Source organism: Sulfurospirillum arsenophilum NBRC 109478, from assembly GCF_000813345.1.
GTDB classification, from domain to species: domain Bacteria; phylum Campylobacterota; class Campylobacteria; order Campylobacterales; family Sulfurospirillaceae; genus Sulfurospirillum; species Sulfurospirillum arsenophilum.
On sequence record NZ_BBQF01000003.1, the window covers coordinates 466,724 to 482,893 of the forward strand.

The 16,170-nt window shown below is 40.8% G+C and carries 20 protein-coding genes; 12 read left to right on the forward strand and 8 right to left on the reverse strand.

Annotated features, from left to right (window positions below; translation table 11 throughout):
- The first annotated feature begins 116 nt into the window (after positions 1 to 116).
- The 6 genes from SAR02S_RS10010 to rpsI all read left to right on the forward strand — a co-directional run bounded on the left by SAR02S_RS10010 (position 117) and on the right by rpsI (position 7,277).
- Positions 117 to 686: a TPM domain-containing protein gene (locus SAR02S_RS10010; protein ID WP_041959253.1), complete on the forward strand. Its 570-nt coding sequence runs from the start codon at positions 117 to 119 to the stop codon at positions 684 to 686.
- Entirely contained in the window at positions 679 to 1,173 is a 495-nt protein-coding gene (locus SAR02S_RS10015; protein WP_041959255.1) for a FixH family protein, read from the forward strand. Before SAR02S_RS10010 ends, SAR02S_RS10015 begins: the two co-directional genes overlap by 8 nt.
- A 128-nt stretch (positions 1,174 to 1,301) precedes the next feature.
- Complete coding sequence (locus SAR02S_RS10020; RefSeq protein WP_232294033.1) at positions 1,302 to 3,653, forward strand: PD-(D/E)XK nuclease family protein; 2,352 nt, start codon at positions 1,302 to 1,304, stop codon at positions 3,651 to 3,653.
- Entirely contained in the window at positions 3,650 to 6,373 is a 2,724-nt protein-coding gene (locus SAR02S_RS10025; protein ID WP_041959259.1) for a RecB-like helicase, read from the forward strand. Before SAR02S_RS10020 ends, SAR02S_RS10025 begins: the two co-directional genes overlap by 4 nt.
- Before the next feature lie 81 nt (positions 6,374 to 6,454).
- The gene (gene rplM / locus SAR02S_RS10030) at positions 6,455 to 6,883 is read left to right on the forward strand and encodes a 50S ribosomal protein L13 (protein ID WP_041959261.1); all 429 of its coding nucleotides are present in this window, start codon (positions 6,455 to 6,457) and stop codon (positions 6,881 to 6,883) included.
- Between the two features lies 1 nt (position 6,884).
- Entirely contained in the window at positions 6,885 to 7,277 is a 393-nt protein-coding gene (gene rpsI, locus SAR02S_RS10035) for a 30S ribosomal protein S9 (protein ID WP_041959263.1), read from the forward strand.
- Between the two features lie 100 nt (positions 7,278 to 7,377).
- Here rpsI and SAR02S_RS10040 read toward each other — a convergent pair whose 3' ends face one another.
- Positions 7,378 to 7,662 carry a hypothetical protein gene (locus SAR02S_RS10040; protein ID WP_041959266.1) on the reverse strand — a complete coding sequence of 95 codons (285 nt, stop codon included), beginning with the start codon at positions 7,660 to 7,662 and terminating at the stop codon, positions 7,378 to 7,380.
- 131 nt (positions 7,663 to 7,793) lie between these two features.
- Here SAR02S_RS10040 and purT point away from each other — a divergent pair, with 131 nt between their 5' ends.
- Together purT and SAR02S_RS10050 are read left to right on the forward strand one after the other, a co-directional pair.
- Positions 7,794 to 8,954 (forward strand): formate-dependent phosphoribosylglycinamide formyltransferase, encoded by a 1,161-nt coding sequence (gene purT / locus SAR02S_RS10045; RefSeq protein ID WP_041959268.1) that lies wholly within the window; start codon positions 7,794 to 7,796, stop codon positions 8,952 to 8,954.
- Positions 8,954 to 9,421: a 2-thiouracil desulfurase family protein gene (locus SAR02S_RS10050; protein WP_041959270.1), complete on the forward strand. Its 468-nt coding sequence runs from the start codon at positions 8,954 to 8,956 to the stop codon at positions 9,419 to 9,421. Before purT ends, SAR02S_RS10050 begins: the two co-directional genes overlap by 1 nt.
- Positions 9,422 to 9,460: 39 nt before the next feature.
- On the opposite strand, the gene SAR02S_RS10055 is transcribed toward SAR02S_RS10050, so the two are convergent.
- The 5 genes from SAR02S_RS10055 to SAR02S_RS10075 are packed head-to-tail and all read right to left on the reverse strand — an operon-like array spanning position 9,461 to position 11,713.
- Complete coding sequence (locus SAR02S_RS10055) at positions 9,461 to 10,060, reverse strand: transglutaminase-like domain-containing protein (RefSeq protein ID WP_041959272.1); 600 nt, start codon at positions 10,058 to 10,060, stop codon at positions 9,461 to 9,463.
- Complete coding sequence (locus tag SAR02S_RS10060; protein ID WP_041959274.1) at positions 10,050 to 10,481, reverse strand: GNAT family N-acetyltransferase; 432 nt, start codon at positions 10,479 to 10,481, stop codon at positions 10,050 to 10,052. The genes SAR02S_RS10055 and SAR02S_RS10060 overlap by 11 nt, the downstream gene beginning before the upstream one ends.
- 10 nt (positions 10,482 to 10,491) lie before the next feature.
- Positions 10,492 to 10,782 carry a YciI family protein gene (locus SAR02S_RS10065; protein ID WP_041959276.1) on the reverse strand — a complete coding sequence of 97 codons (291 nt, stop codon included), beginning with the start codon at positions 10,780 to 10,782 and terminating at the stop codon, positions 10,492 to 10,494.
- A gap of 10 nt (positions 10,783 to 10,792) precedes the next feature.
- Positions 10,793 to 11,149 (reverse strand): MmcQ/YjbR family DNA-binding protein, encoded by a 357-nt coding sequence (locus SAR02S_RS10070; protein WP_041959277.1) that lies wholly within the window; start codon positions 11,147 to 11,149, stop codon positions 10,793 to 10,795.
- Positions 11,150 to 11,713 (reverse strand): DNA-3-methyladenine glycosylase I, encoded by a 564-nt coding sequence (locus tag SAR02S_RS10075; protein WP_041959279.1) that lies wholly within the window; start codon positions 11,711 to 11,713, stop codon positions 11,150 to 11,152.
- A 70-nt stretch (positions 11,714 to 11,783) separates the two neighbouring features.
- Between SAR02S_RS10075 and SAR02S_RS10080 the strand changes: the two genes are divergently transcribed.
- Complete coding sequence (locus tag SAR02S_RS10080) at positions 11,784 to 12,665, forward strand: helix-turn-helix transcriptional regulator (RefSeq protein WP_041959282.1); 882 nt, start codon at positions 11,784 to 11,786, stop codon at positions 12,663 to 12,665.
- Positions 12,666 to 12,724: 59 nt separating this feature from the next.
- Positions 12,725 to 13,264: a YbhB/YbcL family Raf kinase inhibitor-like protein gene (locus tag SAR02S_RS10085; protein WP_369385028.1), complete on the forward strand. Its 540-nt coding sequence runs from the start codon at positions 12,725 to 12,727 to the stop codon at positions 13,262 to 13,264.
- 44 nt (positions 13,265 to 13,308) lie between these two features.
- Here the strand turns inward: SAR02S_RS10085 and SAR02S_RS10090 are convergent, their stop codons facing one another.
- Positions 13,309 to 13,536 (reverse strand): DUF2798 domain-containing protein, encoded by a 228-nt coding sequence (locus SAR02S_RS10090; RefSeq protein ID WP_232294034.1) that lies wholly within the window; start codon positions 13,534 to 13,536, stop codon positions 13,309 to 13,311.
- Positions 13,537 to 13,538: 2 nt separating this feature from the next.
- Positions 13,539 to 13,925, reverse strand: coding sequence for a carboxymuconolactone decarboxylase family protein (locus SAR02S_RS10095; RefSeq protein ID WP_041959284.1), 387 nt, complete (start codon positions 13,923 to 13,925; stop codon positions 13,539 to 13,541).
- Positions 13,926 to 14,057: 132 nt separating this feature from the next.
- Here SAR02S_RS10095 and SAR02S_RS10100 point away from each other — a divergent pair, with 132 nt between their 5' ends.
- A complete protein-coding gene (locus tag SAR02S_RS10100) occupies positions 14,058 to 14,363 on the forward strand; it encodes a MerR family transcriptional regulator (RefSeq protein WP_156961461.1) in 306 nt (101 codons plus the stop codon).
- 288 nt (positions 14,364 to 14,651) lie between these two features.
- A complete protein-coding gene (locus SAR02S_RS10105) occupies positions 14,652 to 16,157 on the forward strand; it encodes a peptide-binding protein (RefSeq protein WP_041959286.1) in 1,506 nt (501 codons plus the stop codon).
- The last annotated feature ends 13 nt before the right edge of the window (positions 16,158 to 16,170 follow it).

Here is a 16,170-nt window from a genome sequence, read left to right on the forward strand (position 1 = left end):
ATCATTGCTCTTGGATTGGTTCTCATGGCTGCAATTACAGCATGGGCAGTATTGACCCCAAACCATTTGTTTATCGGTTAATGAAGACCTTATTACATGTAAAAGCAAAGAAGCTTATGCTTCTTTGCTTTATTGCATTACTTCCGGTATCGGTTTTTGCCAAAGATTTTGTTGTTTATGATGACATTTTAGAAGAGAAAACAGCTCAAAAGATTGAAGAGATGGGCAGTGAACTCTTTGCTAAAAGTGGTGTTAAAGTCATTTTAATTGCTAAAAAAAGTGGTAATGAAAACATTCTCGATTACGAGCAAAACTTTGCCAAAAATCTAACCCCTCCTTACGTGCTTTTAACCCTTTTCCAAGCAGAACAAAAAGTAGATATTTATACTTCTAAGGGTTTGGAAAAAGAGTTTGACAGAGAAGCACTTCTTTCGCCTCTTCCTTGGAAAGGGACGATTATTCCACTGCTGACCTCTAAGAAAAACGAGATAAGTGTTGGACCTGCATTACTCAATGGCTATGCTGAACTCGTTGAAGAGATCGCAGCGTATCATAAAATAGAGTTAGAGAGTGCTATTGGAAGTGCCAATAGAACAACAATTAATATCGTCAGACTTCTGATTTATGGGTTTATGGTCATTGTTGTGATACTCATCATTTATAAAAGGATCAAAAGCCGTGGATAAAGTAAAAAATGAACGTAGTTACTACCCATATGTGGTAGTAGGAATGATTCTTGGCTGTGTGGTTGCCTGCGGTTTTACGATTAAGATAGCTGTAGATAATCCAGTTGAAATGGATACTTTTTATATGGAAAAATACCAAAAAGTAGACCATTCGATCAATACAATTTTAGAGCTTCAAGAGAAGTTTAATGCCAAGTTTGATCTCGCTTATTCGACGCAGAAGTTTGAAATGGGGCAAAATAGTATTACGATCCGATTGACTGACAAAAGCGGTCAACCTGTGAATGATGCCAATGTACTGATGATGCTCTCTCGCCCAGATAGCAATAAAGAAAACAAACAACTCACCCCTTCTCATATCGAGAATGGGAACTATACGTTTGGACCTTTTGAAATTAACAAACCCGGTCGATGGCAAATTCTCAGTAAAATTGAATTAGGTGAATTTAAAGGCTACCACAAAAACGAAGCCTACGCAGCACAATAGTCTTCTTTTCTCTTCTTTATAATGTGAGGTAAGATAATTTCATCTTACCTCTTTTCTTTCATTTTGACATAAAAATCCATCTTAAATCTTTGCTTTGTTATAATAAGAGTATTAAACAAAGGTGAGGAATGATGTTAGAAGTTTTTGCGACCAGTAGAGCCATACGCTCGTTTTACGATACTTTTTTAGACGCGAACATCCTTCTTCCCAAAGCCATTACAATTGCAGAACTTGAGCAAAAGGCCGTCCTTGTGCCAAACCACTCTTTCGTTGATGAGGACATGCGCGTTCTTTTGATGCAAGAAGCTTCACGTTTTACCAAGTTTGAACTCCTCTATATCGAGCGTGAATTTTTTACTTTTTTGAAAAACTCCTCTTACCTTTTTCGTTTTTTTGAAGAGTTAAGCCATGAAAAAGTAGCACTTGACGCTCTACTGAGTGCAGATACCTATGAGCACTATGCCGAACACTTAGAAGTGTTGCAAACGCTTCTTAAGCACTATAAAGCACTCCTTTCTAAACATGCATTGTACGATCGTATCACGTTGCCTGAATACTATGAGCTGAATATTGCGTATATTCGCTCCCTAGGTGCTGTTCGCATTCATTTGGAAGGTTTTTTGAGCCGTTTTGAAGTAGAACTTCTGAGCCAAATAGCAGCGCTTATTCCTTTACATGTAAACGTTACCATAAGTGCTTATAATCAAAAAATGGCGTTACTGTTTGCGGATCTTGGCATAGAGCTTGTGCAAAACAACACCTATGAGATTAATCTCTCCACGAAAGAGATTTTACATGTAAAGCCGCAAAGTGGTCTCAAACAAGATACGCACGTTTATGGTTTTTCATCGCGTCTTGCACAAATGGGCTATGTGCAAAGTGCCATTGCTCAGTTTGTAGAAGAGGGTTTAACGCCAGAAGAGATCGTGGTGATTTTACCCGATGAGCGTTTTGCTGAAGTTCTGCGTCCCTTTGATACATGGCATAATCTCAACTTCGCAATGGGCATAAGCCTCAAACAGAGCCAGTTTTATCAAAAACTGAGTGCCCTTGAAAAAGCGATGCGCAATGATGAGATCGAAGATCATCTCCGCCTTACGCGCTTAAAAATAGAACCCGAAATTTTGGTTACATGTAAAGAGATTTGGCACCAAAAAGTCTCCAGTGAAACGGCGATGAATTTCTTTGAAAAATTGCTTTCCAGTGATGCCAAAGAGCAGAAAAATCCTCTCTTTCAAGAAGCCTTTTTTGCTTTCACGCACTTTTTAAAACATGCTCCTGCGCTTCGCTTTGAGCAGGTAACAAAACTCTTTTTAAACCGTCTTGCCGTACTGAGTCAAGATGATGTTAGAGGGGGAAAGGTCACCGTTTTAGGCGTGTTAGAAACCAGAGGTGTGGCGTACAAAGGCGTCATCGTTTTAGATTTTAACGATGAGTTTGTGCCTAAACGCAGTCAAAAAGACCTTTTCCTCTCTTCTGCAGTTCGCGCACATGCAGGACTCCCCACTAAAAGGGATCGCGAGAATTTACAACGCTATTATTACCATCAACTTTTTTCCCGTGCGCAGAAAATTGCCATCGCTTATGTAAAAAATGAGACAAGCATGCCTTCACGCTTTTTGGACGAGCTTGGGTTCAATACAACGGTTACGGCCGACGAAAAAGCATTGCAACCACTTCTGTTTGAAGTAACTGCTTCTAAAAATCTTTACGATCAGCCTTTCATCGATGCACCTTATGATCTTAAGCAGTTTCCCCTTTCGGCAACAAAGCTCAAGACTCTGCTTACATGTAAACGCCAGTTTTATTTTCGCTACATCCAAAGGCTGAAAGAAGCGAAGATGCCAAGCACTAAAATTGATGAGCAAACGATAGGCATGGCGCTTCATAAAGTGCTCGAAGATGCGATGTGCGATGAAGCGTTAAGGGATGAGAAAAGCCTCTATTCCAAAATAGAGACTCTTTTAAAAGAGCAAAATAGACATGAAGTGTGGGGCTATTTTGTCGATGTATGGCTTCAAAAACTTCGCCCTTTTATGCAAAATGAAGTGGCACGCTTTGATGAGGGCTTTCGCATTTTCAAAAAAGAGTTTTCGCATGCTATTGCGTATGAAGGTTTTATGTTAGAAGGGCAGATCGACCGCATCGATCAAAAAGAGGATGAGCTGTTTGTCATTGATTATAAAAGCGGGAAAGTGCCAATGACGAGCGAGCGCTCGCTTGAAAACACGGTTGATTTTCAACTGGTCTTTTATGCGTTTATCGCAAGCTCTTTGGGCAGAGTTGGAGGCGTTTATTACTACGATCTCAAAGAAGGTGTTTTAGTGTCTGAAAACTTCTTGGAAGAGAAGAAAGCACTTTTACATGTAAAGCTCTCTGAGCTCTCCAAACCGATCAATGGGTATGAGCTGTGCGATGAGATCAAGCATTGCAGGCTTTGCCCTTACGTGCAGTTATGCGGAAGAGAGGAGCAGATATGAATCTCAGTCCTTATTTGGCTCTTGAAGCCAGTGCAGGCAGTGGCAAAACCTTTGCGCTGAGTGTTCGCTATCTCTCGCTTCTCTTTATGGGCGCTAATCCGCAAAAGATCGTAGCACTCACCTTTACGAACAAATCTGCGGCAGAGATGAAAACGCGCATCTTTGAGACGCTCAAACACTTGGAAGAGAAAGATGAGTTAGAGGCGATTTGCACTCAAACGGGCAAGTCTAAAGAGACGTTACTCTTTGAGAAAGAGCGTGTGATGCAGACGTTGCTTCAAGCCGATATCAAGATTTCGACACTGGATTCTTTTTTCTCCCTTATTCTGCGCCATTTTGCTTTACATGTAGGCTTACAGCCTGACTTTAAAGTAGGGCAAAATGGGCTTGATGAGGAGCTGGTGGAGCGTTTCATCAAAGGGTGCAAAAGCAAAAATCTCTACAATGCCTTAATCGCTTTTAGCATTAACGAAGATAAAAAATTAAACGATCTTTTTAGTTTGCTGGATATGCTGTATCAGAAAAAATCAGAACTTGATATTAGCATGCTAGGTGAAGGGCATTATCCAACATTAAAACCGTGTTTAGACATTTTAGAGCGTATCAGGGACTATTTTGAACAAAGTGGACTCTCTGCGCGTGGGCTTGCGACATTTAAAGCGGACACACTGAGCGATCTACTTTCCAAGAAGTATTTGGAGCGTGAAGACTTTGGGTATTGGGACTATAAAAAGTATGCCAATGAAACAACTGATGCGCTTTTGCGAGAACTCAAACAGGCTTTAAATGTTTATGTCAATGCCAAAGAGGCATACTTTTTAGGACAACTGGGCAAACTCTTTGCGATCTACGATGAGAGCCTGCGAGGTTTGATGGGAGAGTTTGGTGAACTTTGTTTCGATGATGTGACCAATCTGCTTTACACCCTTTTACGCCAAGAGATCAGCAAAGATTTTCTCTATTTTCGCCTTGATGGGGTGATAGAACATCTGCTCATCGATGAGTTTCAAGACACGAGCATTGTGCAGTACCAGATTCTTCTGCCACTCATTGAAGAGATACGCGCAGGACAAGGTGTGAAAGACTTTAAAACGCTCTTTTTCGTGGGCGATGTTAAGCAGTCGATCTACCGCTTTAGAGGTGGTGCTAAAGAGCTCTTTGGGTATGCTAAAAAGAGCTTGCATTTAGACGTCAACGCGCTTGATACGAATTATCGAAGTACCGAGCAGGTGGTTAATTTTGTCAATGAAATCTTTACATGTAAAATCAAAGGCTATGAGCCTCAAAAAGTTGCGAAAGCTACGGGTGAGGGGTATATCAATGTGCGCATTGAAGAAGCGATTGAGCCCAGTGTCTTAGAGGCGATTGGGATGCTTCTGAAAGAGGGTGTTAAGCCCAAGGACATTGCGCTTTTGGTGCATACGAACAAAGATGCCAAAGTCTTTAAAGCGTTGGTGCAAGAGCAGTTTCCTTCTTTACATGTAAGACTGGAAGCGACGCTAAAACTCATTGAAGTTCGCTCTATTAAAGCCATCATTGCACTGCTGAAATACCTCTACTTTGGCGATGAACTTTACAAAGCAACATTTCTTGTACAGTGCGGCATGGCATGGGATACGCCGCTCTCTCGTAGCGGGTGGGATTTAGATGCGACACCGCTCGTTTTGGTCGAAAAAATCATCAAAACCTATGGACTGTTTGATGGTAGCGTAGATCTGCTCAGTTTCTTAGATGTTGCCAGTCGTTATGAGGAGATTGAGAGCTTTTTGTTTGCTCTGGATGAACTGAGTGATGAAGCCAAAAGCGAAGATGTGGATGGTCTGCGTGTTTTAACCGTTCACAAGTCCAAAGGTTTGGAGTTTGAGCATGTCATCGTGTGCGATCGCCTAAGTCGCGACAACAATCGAAGCGATACGATTTTATTTAGCTACGATGAAGTGGACATCAAAGGGTTTTACCTCACGATGGGTGGTAGGGAATCGGTCGATGCAGTCTATGCCAAAGCCAAAGAGCAAGAGAGCGTCTTGATGTATGAAGACAGGCTCAATGCGCTTTATGTCGCTTTTACGAGAGCCAAACGTTCCTTGTTTGTGTGTGTCAAAGCGCAAAATAGTGCGTTTGAGATGTTGGAGTTAAGCACAACAGAGCGAGGCGTAATTGGTGTTTCAACCAAAGAGACACCGCTTATGCCAAGTACGATGCGTGTTTATCAGCCGAAGCGTTATGGCGCGCAAGAAGTTGTGAGTACCTCTGAGGAAGAGAATGAGAGTGCTGAGATTGCTTCTATTACGTTTGGAATTGCACAGCATTATTTATTAGAGATGCTAGATAGTTTTGATGAATCTTCACTAAAGAGGGCTTACATCGCACTGCAAAACCGTTTTGCGCCACTGTTGGATGAGCCAACCTTGCAAGCGATCTATCAGCGTGGAGAAAAACTCATTTTTTGTAAAGCCTTTTTGGATTTGATTGAGGGGGCAAAAGTCTATAAAGAACAACCGCTGATTTACCAAAAAGAGCGCAAACAGATCGATCTTTTGCTAGAATTCTCTGACAAAATCATTGTCATTGATTACAAAAGCTCGAAAAAGCAGAGTGCAAAACACCAAGCACAAGTGAAGCTCTATCAAGAAGCCCTCTCAACGATCTATAATCTGCCGGTGGTTGCGTATATCTGCTATTTGCAAAACGATGGAATTGAACTTCTTAAAAGCTTATAGTACACTTAATTTAAGTAGTATTTAAGTATATTTTGATTAAACTTGCACTTCGTTAAATAAATACGTCAAAGGTTATGACAGATGAAAGCTACACAAGCGATTAAGCCAAGCGAAGTTAAACGCGACTGGATCGTAGTGGATGCTGCTGGTAAGAGATTTGGTAAAGTCCTTACAGAAGTAGCAACACTGCTCAGAGGCAAACATAAACCTTATTTTACTCCAAATGTTGATTGTGGCGATTTCGTTATCATCATCAATGCGGAAAAAGTAGAGTTTAGTGGAACAAAATTAGACACAAAATTGTATCACAGACACACAGGATATTTCGGTGGCGTTAAAACTGAAAAATTGGGTGATCTTTTGAACAACAACCCAGCGAAATTGTACAGACTTGCGGTAAGAGGCATGTTACCTAAAACAAATCTTGCTAAAGAGATGATCAAAAAGCTAAAAGTTTATGCTGGTAATGAGCATCCACATACAGCGCAAGTTAAAGTAGAGGTAAAGTAATATGGCAAAAGTATACGCAACTGGTAAAAGAAAAACAGCTATCGCTAAAGTATGGGTAAGCGCACCTGGTAAAGGTACGATTACTGTTAATGGCGTTGATTTTGAAGCATGGCTTGGTGGTCATGAGACCATTAAAAAACGTGTTCGTCAACCACTTGCTCTTACAAAACAAGAAGCAAGCTTTGATATCGTAGCTTCTACTCAAGGTGGCGGTTATTCAGCTCAAGCTGATGCTGTTCGTCATGGTATTTCTAAAGCACTTTCTGCTATGGATGCTGACTTTAGAGCGATCCTTAAACCTTATGGTTTATTGACTCGTGACTCAAGAATTGTTGAGCGTAAAAAATACGGTCGCAAAAAAGCACGTCGTAGTCCACAATTTTCTAAACGTTAATTGTTTTTTTACAGAAGTCTTTCGAGGCTTTTGTGCTTTATGCAAGGGTTTTCCCCTTGCATTTACTTATTCTCTCTTCTTTAAACTTCAATTACAGTTTTTAATAACTCGCCAATTCTTGTATCAGCATCTTCACTTCATCTTTATCAAAAAATAGGTTAAACTCTAACTCTTTTGCAAACACTTTAAGTAAAGCAATTTTTTTCATTTGGCGTTCATCGGAATTTTGGATGGCTGAAAGCTCGGCATTTAACTTTTCTATGTAGTTTAGGCGTATCTCTTCTTGTTTTTGTTCTTTTGATTTTGGCTGTTTGCGAGGTTTTAGTACAAGAAATAAGAAGCCAAGAAGAATAAGTATGAGAAGAATGCTGAAGAAAGTTTCCACAAAAAACCTTTACATGTAAATGTATTTGATGCGTAAGTATATCCAACTCAGCGCTATAAAATTTTAAAGTTCTTTCATTTCTTAAACCACTTTTGTGTAAAATCTCTTAAACTAACACAAAGAGGAATCCCATGCACTTTACAACTCCCCTTAAAAGCAACAGCACCAAAATTATGCTCATTGGCAGTGGCGAACTTGGCAAAGAGGTTGTCATCGAAGCAACACGTCTTGGCATTGAAACCGTAGCGGTGGATTCGTATCCGCAAGCACCAGCGCACCTTGTTGCCAATAAAAGCTATGTCATCAATATGAAAAACAAAGATGAGCTTTTAGAGGTGATTCGTCGTGAAAAGCCGACATACATCCTACCTGAGGTTGAAGCTCTGAGCATTGAAGCACTGATAGAGGCAGAGAAAGAGGGCTTTTGTGTCATTCCTAATGCGGACGCTGTCAAAAAGACGATGAATCGTAAAAACATTCGTGAGTTTGCTGCTGAAAAATTAGGGCTTAAAACCAGTGGATATGTCTTTGTTAAAACGCTTGAAGAGCTGCAAGAGGCGACAAAAAAGCTGGGCATTCCATGTGTGGTCAAGCCTGTTATGAGTTCATCAGGGCATGGACAAAGTGTCATCCGAAGTGAGGCTGACATCCAAAAATCATGGGAGATTGCCAAAGAAGCCAGAGGCGATGCGAGCGAACTCATCGTTGAAGAGTTTGTGCCTTTTGATTATGAGATCACGCTCTTGACCGTTCGCAATGGCAAAGAGACTGTTTTTTGTGAGCCTATCGGGCATATCCAAGAAAACGGGGACTATGTGCTCAGTTGGCAGCCAGTGCCGATGAAACCTGAAGTGTTAGCTAAAGCGCAAGTAATGGCTAAAACCGTTACCGATGGCTTAGGCGGTCGAGGACTTTTTGGAGTTGAATTTTTTGTGAAAAATGATGAAGTCTATTTTAGCGAACTTAGTCCTCGTCCTCACGACACGGGAATGGTCACGATGATAACGCAGTCTCAGAGTGAATTTGCTTTACATGTAAGAGCGGTTCTTGGCTTACCGCTTGATTTTACGTTTTACGGAGCAGGTGCGAGTGGTGCGTTTAAAAGCTTGAATGAAGAGCATGTACCAACACTAACCATTCCTGAGAGTGCATTTTCCAAAAACTCATACGTGCGTGTTTTTGGAAAACCCGTGAGCCATGTAGGACGACGTATGGCTGTAGCGTTGGTACTAGATGAAGTGGAAGCGGCGAAAAAAAGAGCCAAAGAGATCGTTTCGGCGATTATCGGGTAATGAAGCCAAAAATCCTTATAAGCGCGTGTTTGATCGGTGAAAATGTCAAGTACGATGGTGGGAATAATGCTTTGCATGTAAAGATTCTTGAACAGTGGAAGGAAGAGGGTGTTTTGGTTCCTCTTTGCCCCGAAGTCCTTGGAGGACTCAGTGTGCCAAGACCTGCATGCGAAGTGATCGAGGGAACCAACAGAGTCGTTTGCAAAAGCGGCGAAGATGTCAGTGTCGCTTTTGCAAAAGGTGCAAAAGAGAGTTTACGAATTGCACAAGAAGAGGGTGTTTGCATGGCGATCTTGAAAGCCAGAAGCCCCTCGTGTGGCAAAAACATCATCTATGATGGCACGTTTACAAGCACACGCGTGAATGATTCTGGGATTACATGTAAACTTTTGCAAGAGAGTGGTATTTTTGTTTTTAGTGAAGAGGAATTAGCGTTAGCCGAAGCATTTTGGAAGCAAAAAGGGTAAACTCGATAGATCCTTTTTGCAGAATTTTTACATGTAAAGCTAAAGTAGTGTTATTTCCGTACAATCGGGAAGATGTTTAAGCGACTCTTCAAAGCTTGTGTACGTTTGCAAGGCTGTGATAATGATGCTCAAAGGCTCACTCAGTATCTCTTGAAAGTCTATTTCATGGGATGCTTTGACTCTAAAGGCGAGTTGCTCAAGCGGTGGAGAGAATTCTGCATTAACTCCTTTTTTATTGCCTCTCGCATCAACGCGGTACCAGCCGAAATCTTTCAGATAAAGGGCATTGAGTCCATGCAGTGTGTAAGGCTCACCTCCATTCTCCAAAAGGCTTAGTCTTTGGTAACAAAATCCTGCTGGTATACCATTGGCACGACACAATGCTGCTAGAAGATGGCTCTTGGCATAGCACCAGCCCGTTTGATACGCTAAGACATCACTGGCTTTACATGTAATGATGGCATCTTTATGATCTCCCGTATGACGGATGTGGTCTCGCACAAAGGTAAAACAGCTTTTGGCAATCTCAACATCGCTGTTAGAATTCCCTTTTAACGCTTTTGCTTTCGCTAAAATCGTAGGGTGTTCAAAATCAATGACGAATGAACTTTGAAGATAGCCTTCTAGATTAGACTTCATAGATAATTTCTCGATCAAGCGCATCTTCTTTGTCTTTGAAGATAGCCATGGCAGTGTTCATCGGTAAAAATCCCAATTTTGCGTAAAATGGCTCTTTCCCGGGACTTGCGTAGAGGATGATTTTATTGTGGTCTTTTGAAAATTCAATCAATTTGGTCACGATCTCTTTGCCGATGCCCATACCTTGGAAGTCGGGATGAATGGCAATGTCACAAATATAGGAGCAATCAATTCCATCCGAGAGCGCTCTTCCTACACCGATTAAGGCGTGGTCTTTATAGACTAAACATTTGTATTTGCTGTTTCCATAGACAGTTTTTAAATCTTCTAATTTTTTATGCCCCAGTGGCGCTATCTTGTAGAGATGTAATAATTCTTCCCAATCCAGTGCATCGGTGCTATAGCTCCATACGAGTTCCATTGTAACTCCTTTATTTATTGGCTAGAAATTCTACGTGCGGTGACGTCATGGAGGCTATAAATTCAGTGATTTCATACTGAGCTACACCGTGAATGTAAAAAGGATCACGCGCGATGATGGCTTCCATCTCTGCTTTGTTTGCGGCAAGTGCTAAAATGACCCCACCTGTGCGAGGATTTTTACGTCCTGAAGCTAAGAAAACACCTTTGGCATAGTGCGTTTTGAGAAACTCGACATGATCGCTTAGATGTGCATCGACTTCCTCAAGAGATTTGTGATAGGTTAAAGAGATAATAAACATAGCAACTCCGTTAAGAACTGTAAATTTGATTTTGTACTTTTTTTGTCAGTGAAGCAAAAACAAGGTCGTACGAGTCATCGATCCATTCAAAAAGCATTGTATCGTCCACTTCACCTTCGCAGATGACGGTATTCCAATGTTTTTTATTCATATGGTACCCTGCGATAACACTGTGATACATCTCACGAAGTTCACGCGCATAAAAGGGATCGCATTTGAGGTTAATGCGTGGCGGGTTGCTTTCTTCATCAATGAGAGCAAAGATCTTATTGCCAACTTTATAAACAGCAGTTGTTTCATCAAAGGGATATTCCTTAATGGCACCTATGTGGCTAAGGCAGTAGTTATTGAGGATTTCAAACGTCATTTATTTGCACCTGCAACTGTTCTCATGGTCATTTACCATGCCACACGCTTGCATAAACGCATAAATGGTGGTGGTTCCTACAAATTTGAAGCCACGTTTTTTGAGATCTTTGGTTAGGGCATCTGAAATCGGCGAAGTACACGCTGCTGTTTTGTAATCAGGCACATCGTTGATGATGGTTTTACCACTCACATAACCCCAAAAATAAGCATCGAGTGAGCCGAACTCGTGGATGATAGTTTGGCAGAGTTTTGCATTATTGATGATGGCTTCGATCTTTGGGCGACTCTTGATAACTTCGCCTTCACTTAAAATACGTTCAACATCCATTTCACTCAAATGTGCCACTTTTTCAAGGACAAAGCTTGCAAAGGCATTGCGGTAGCCATCGCGTTTTTTAAGAATGGTGAGCCAACTCAGCCCAGCAGATTGCGTTTCAAGGCAAAAAAGTTCAAAGAGTGCGCGGTCATCATGCAGAGGTTTTCCCCACTCTTCATCGTGGTATGCCACATAGGTAGGATCACTCAGTTTTACCCAGCCACAGCGCGAAAGATTTTGTGTCATTTTTTCTTCTCCTCAAAGAGGTATCATGCTAAAATTATAGCTCAATAGAGTTAACGAACAGGAAATACCAATGTCCATCCACGTGCTTGAATATATTAAAAAAAATTATAAAGACCATGCGATTGAAGCCAATGGTGTGGTGATAGCGCGCTATTTTGTTGTGGAGGATCACTACAAAGCCGAAGCGTATATGGAGCAAAATCTTCTCAACATTATCTTGGAAGGTAAAAAGATGCTCCACACTAAAAGTGGTGATGTTGAGGTGAGAGCTGGCGAGGCATTTTTTCTATCGCGTGGTGAATACGTGATGAGTGAAGTGTGTGAGGGTGGTAAATATGCGTGTTTGCTCATCTTTTTTGATGAGAAGGTCATTGGCAATTGGTTATCGCCCATCTTAGAGAAACTACCTTTACATGTAAAGATGCCAAGTCATACGCCAGAGCCTTTTTGTAAGATAGAACTTACCCCGATTATGAAAAGTACAGCACTTTCACTGTTGCCTTTTATCGAGCAAAAGCCCGCTTTTGTGGATCGTATTTTGGTGTTGAAACTGCAAGAACTTTTACTTCTGCTTTTAGGCTCTCCTGAAGGATCAAAGCTGGTCTCTTATTTTCATACATTGCTTCCAAGAGGTATTGATCTTAAAGTCTTTATGGAGGCAAATTTTGCGCAAAACTGGAGCATTGCAGAGTTTGCAAAGCACAGTGGTAGAAGTTTGAGCGCATTTAAAACAGAGTTTGCGTCGCAATTAAAGGCCACTCCCATGAAGTGGATACTTGATAAGCGAGTAGAGCATGCCCATTTTCTGATTAAAAAAGGTGGACTTAGCATCGGTGAGGCGTCATTTAGGGCAGGTTTTAAAAGTCAGTCTCATTTTACGCGTCTTTTTAAAGCACGCCATATTCAAACACCCAAAGACCTCACAGGCAAAAAATCAAACCTTACAGACTAACACTATAACTCTTTTTACATGTAAAATAATCCTTGAAATTTTAGACAAAAGGATTATGGATGAAAATGAAATATATGATAGCCGCATTGATGTTGGCAGGAAGTACGCTTTTTGCAGGAGGGTTTACGCTTTACAGTAACGACCTTGGTGGTCAACTCACGAAAGCACAAGAGGCTTCAAGCTTTGGATGTGATGGCTCAAACATCTCTCCTGAGCTTCACTGGAGCAATGCGCCCTCTGGTACTAAGAGTTTTGCGGTCACTGTTTATGATCCCGATGCGCCAACAGGAAGTGGCTGGTGGCACTGGGTTGTTTTTAACATCCCTTCATCCATAAATGCATTACCTGCTGATTTTGGCAATGTGAGCAAAACAGCAACTCTTTCGGCGATTCAAAGTATTACCGATTATGGTAAAGCAGGATTTGGTGGAGCGTGTCCACCTAAAGGGGATAAAGCGCATCGCTATATTTTTACAGTGCATGCACTCAGTGTGGATAAACTTCCTTTAGATGCGTCTTCCATGCCAGCCCTTGTTGGCTTTATGCTAGGTGCCAATACCCTTGCTAAAGCAACATTGGTTTCGTACTATCAACGCTAAGATGTGAAAGCAAACGCCTAGAAAATGGCGTTTGCAGTAATATATCAAGGTATAGACGCTATCTTTTGTGCTAGTTTTTGAGCAAAAGGAAAGACCATCAAAATAGTTGGAAATGCAATGGCATACGCGATAGCCCACGAATGAAACCAAATACTCAAAAAATGATTGACAACACCTATATTAATAAAGGTGATGGCCCCCGACATGATAAAACTCATGAAACCCGACATGATCAATGTTTGCACATAAAGAAGATATTTACTTGAAACCACGGCTATTCCTTTGATGTGTTGCGTTCATTAAAGACTTCTTTGGCGATAAAAAGCCCATTGAGTGCTGCTGGGAAACCTGCGTAAACCGCCATTTGAATCATAATCTCAATGATCTCTTGTTGGCTACATCCTACATTTAATGCACCATGCACATGCACTTTGAGCTGTGGTGCGGCTGTTCCCATGGCTGTGAGTGCTGCAACTGTAGCAATTTCTCTTGATTTCAGATCAAGTCCTTCTCGGCTATAAATATCACCGAAAGGAAATTCAATGAGCAAGTCAGCAAAATCAGGGGCGATTTCGTTAAGGGCATTTATGACTTTTTCGCCTGCTTGTCCATCTATTTCTCCTAATTTTTCAAGTCCTATTTTATAACGTTCTGATTTCATTATTTCCTCCGTAATTTGTATATTATATACAATAATTGTATGAAATTGTACAATGGCGAAACTTATTTGTATATTAATGACAAAATATGTATACTATTGACAATTAATTTTGCATTGATGAAGGATTGCATTGTGTTTGAAGAACTTTTTGATCCAAAATTGGTCTCACAACTTTTAGTAAGTATCGGTGATGTTTCGGATGTAACAGGCATTGAGCAGAGAAAACTGCGCTATTGGGAAGAAAAAGGGATTATCAAATCATCGTGTACCAAAAATGGAGGCAATAGAAAGTTTGATTATATCAATATCAAAAAAATATTGCTGATCAAAGAGCTGCTAGATGAAGGTTTTACGCTGGAAGCTGCTGTTAATAAAGTTGAAACACGAATAAAAAATATCACAGAAACATTTGGAAAACTGCGAAACATTAACGCCTAAAATGATATAAAAGAGATAAAATAACTCTTATTAACTTTTTGTTTACGAAAGGTTAATAGAGCGTTTAAACAACTACTCTATACTTTCACTACCAAGACAATTACCTCCTTTTTGTGAATAACTTAACAACTTTAAAAATCAGCTTCCAGATTGCCCGGTCTGGAAGCTTTTTTTATTTTTGACACGCAAAAAAAGCAAAGCTCTTTTTACTACGCTAGCCGCTGAGGCACTAAAGCTTGACGACAATGTCGTCAGAATATTTTTCTTCACTATGTTATAATCCTTTCTATGAAAACATTTTTACTCACCCTTCTTTTTTTTACATGTAATGTTGTAGCCAGTACGCTGCATCTCTCAATTTCAGCCAATCCTAGTCGCCTCAATCCTATTATTTCAACCGATAAAACCAGTTCGGATGTCGCGCAGTGGATCTTTAATGGACTCATCAAATACGATAAAGATGCGAACATTATCCCAGATCTTGCGCAGAGTTACCACTTTGTGGACGATACAACTCTTATCTTTGAGCTCAGGCGTGATGTGAAATGGAGTGATGGAGTCCCTTTTACCGCCAAAGATGTGCTTTTTACGTATGAAACAATTCTCTCCCCGAAAATCTTTACACCTTACTCCTCAGGCTTTACGCACATTTTACATGTAAAAATGATAGATGAGTTTACCGTCGAAGTGAAGTATAAATACCCGTACTTCAAAGCGCTCGAAGTGTGGATGATGGAAGTATTGCCAGAACATTTGCTGAAAAACGAAGCGGATTTGATGACGAGTAAATTCAACCAAAACCCACTTGGTACGGGACCTTATACATTAACGCAGTTTAATATCTCTAAAGATATTGTCTTAGATGCCAATCCGAACTATTTTATCCACAAACCTAACATTGGTCAGATCATTTTTCACTATTTGCCTGATCGTTCCGCAGAGTTTTTGATGCTCAAATCTAAAAGGCTCGATGTTGGTTCACTTTCACCGCTACAGTTAGAACGCCAGATTGATGAGGATTTTAGGGCGCATTATAGTATCTATGAAGACATTGCGCATAATTATTCGTACATGGGGTTTAACCTTAAATCGGAAAAGTTCAAAGACCCAAGGGTTCGAGAAGCGCTCTCTTTAGCGATTGATCGTCAAGAATTGGTCGATATTCTCTATTTTGGGCATGGAAAAGTCTGTACCGGCCCTTTTTTACCAGGAACGGGAGCCTTTAATGAAACTGTTAAGGCTCCAAAGCCCGACATCGCAAGAGCCAAAGCGCTGCTGAAAGAAGCAGGGTATGATGATGCACATCCTTTTGTGTTTGAGCTGAGCACCAGTGCCAATGGTAGTGGAAGTTACTCCGCACAAATTCTCCAGCATCAGCTTAAAAAGGCAGGTGTGGTGATGAAGCTTCGCATTATGGAGTGGCAAGCGTTTTTAAATACGGTTATAACCCCTCACAATTTTGAAGCCGTTTTAATGGGGTGGTCATTGGGGCTTAAGCCAGATGCCTACAGCATTTGGCACAGTGAATCTATGCGTAAAGGTGGGTTTAATTTCATTGGTTATGAAAATGCTGAGGTTGATGAACTCATTAAAGATGCAGAAAAAATAGTCGATCAAGAAAAATTTGATGCACTCTACCAAGAAATTTTTGCCAAAATCGTTGCCGACAATCCTTATCTTTTTCTCGTTATCCCCAATTCTATAACGGTGGTCAATAAAGAGATTACTCCTGTGTCAACTTCGATAATTGGGGTTATGCACAACGCCATTGACTGGATTAAACCAGAATTTTAATTTTCATTTGTTC

Excerpts from the sequence above, each read along its gene's own strand:
- SAR02S_RS10010 (WP_041959253.1), top strand. The coding sequence starts at position 117 with ATGCTTCTTTGCTTTATTGCATTACTTCCGGTATCGGTTTTTGCCAAA.
- SAR02S_RS10020 (WP_232294033.1), top strand. The coding sequence starts at position 1,302 with ATGATGTTAGAAGTTTTTGCGACCAGTAGAGCCATACGCTCGTTTTAC.
- SAR02S_RS10025 (WP_041959259.1), top strand. The coding sequence starts at position 3,650 with ATGAATCTCAGTCCTTATTTGGCTCTTGAAGCCAGTGCAGGCAGTGGC.
- rplM (WP_041959261.1), top strand. The coding sequence starts at position 6,455 with ATGAAAGCTACACAAGCGATTAAGCCAAGCGAAGTTAAACGCGACTGG.
- rpsI (WP_041959263.1), top strand. The coding sequence starts at position 6,885 with ATGGCAAAAGTATACGCAACTGGTAAAAGAAAAACAGCTATCGCTAAA.
- purT (WP_041959268.1), top strand. The coding sequence starts at position 7,794 with ATGCACTTTACAACTCCCCTTAAAAGCAACAGCACCAAAATTATGCTC.
- SAR02S_RS10050 (WP_041959270.1), top strand. The coding sequence starts at position 8,954 with ATGAAGCCAAAAATCCTTATAAGCGCGTGTTTGATCGGTGAAAATGTC.
- SAR02S_RS10055 (WP_041959272.1), bottom strand. The coding sequence starts at position 10,060 with ATGAAGTCTAATCTAGAAGGCTATCTTCAAAGTTCATTCGTCATTGAT.
- SAR02S_RS10060 (WP_041959274.1), bottom strand. The coding sequence starts at position 10,481 with ATGGAACTCGTATGGAGCTATAGCACCGATGCACTGGATTGGGAAGAA.
- SAR02S_RS10065 (WP_041959276.1), bottom strand. The coding sequence starts at position 10,782 with ATGTTTATTATCTCTTTAACCTATCACAAATCTCTTGAGGAAGTCGAT.
- SAR02S_RS10070 (WP_041959277.1), bottom strand. The coding sequence starts at position 11,149 with ATGACGTTTGAAATCCTCAATAACTACTGCCTTAGCCACATAGGTGCC.
- SAR02S_RS10075 (WP_041959279.1), bottom strand. The coding sequence starts at position 11,713 with ATGACACAAAATCTTTCGCGCTGTGGCTGGGTAAAACTGAGTGATCCT.
- SAR02S_RS10080 (WP_041959282.1), top strand. The coding sequence starts at position 11,784 with ATGTCCATCCACGTGCTTGAATATATTAAAAAAAATTATAAAGACCAT.
- SAR02S_RS10085 (WP_369385028.1), top strand. The coding sequence starts at position 12,725 with ATGAAAATGAAATATATGATAGCCGCATTGATGTTGGCAGGAAGTACG.
- SAR02S_RS10095 (WP_041959284.1), bottom strand. The coding sequence starts at position 13,925 with ATGAAATCAGAACGTTATAAAATAGGACTTGAAAAATTAGGAGAAATA.
- SAR02S_RS10105 (WP_041959286.1), top strand. The coding sequence starts at position 14,652 with ATGAAAACATTTTTACTCACCCTTCTTTTTTTTACATGTAATGTTGTA.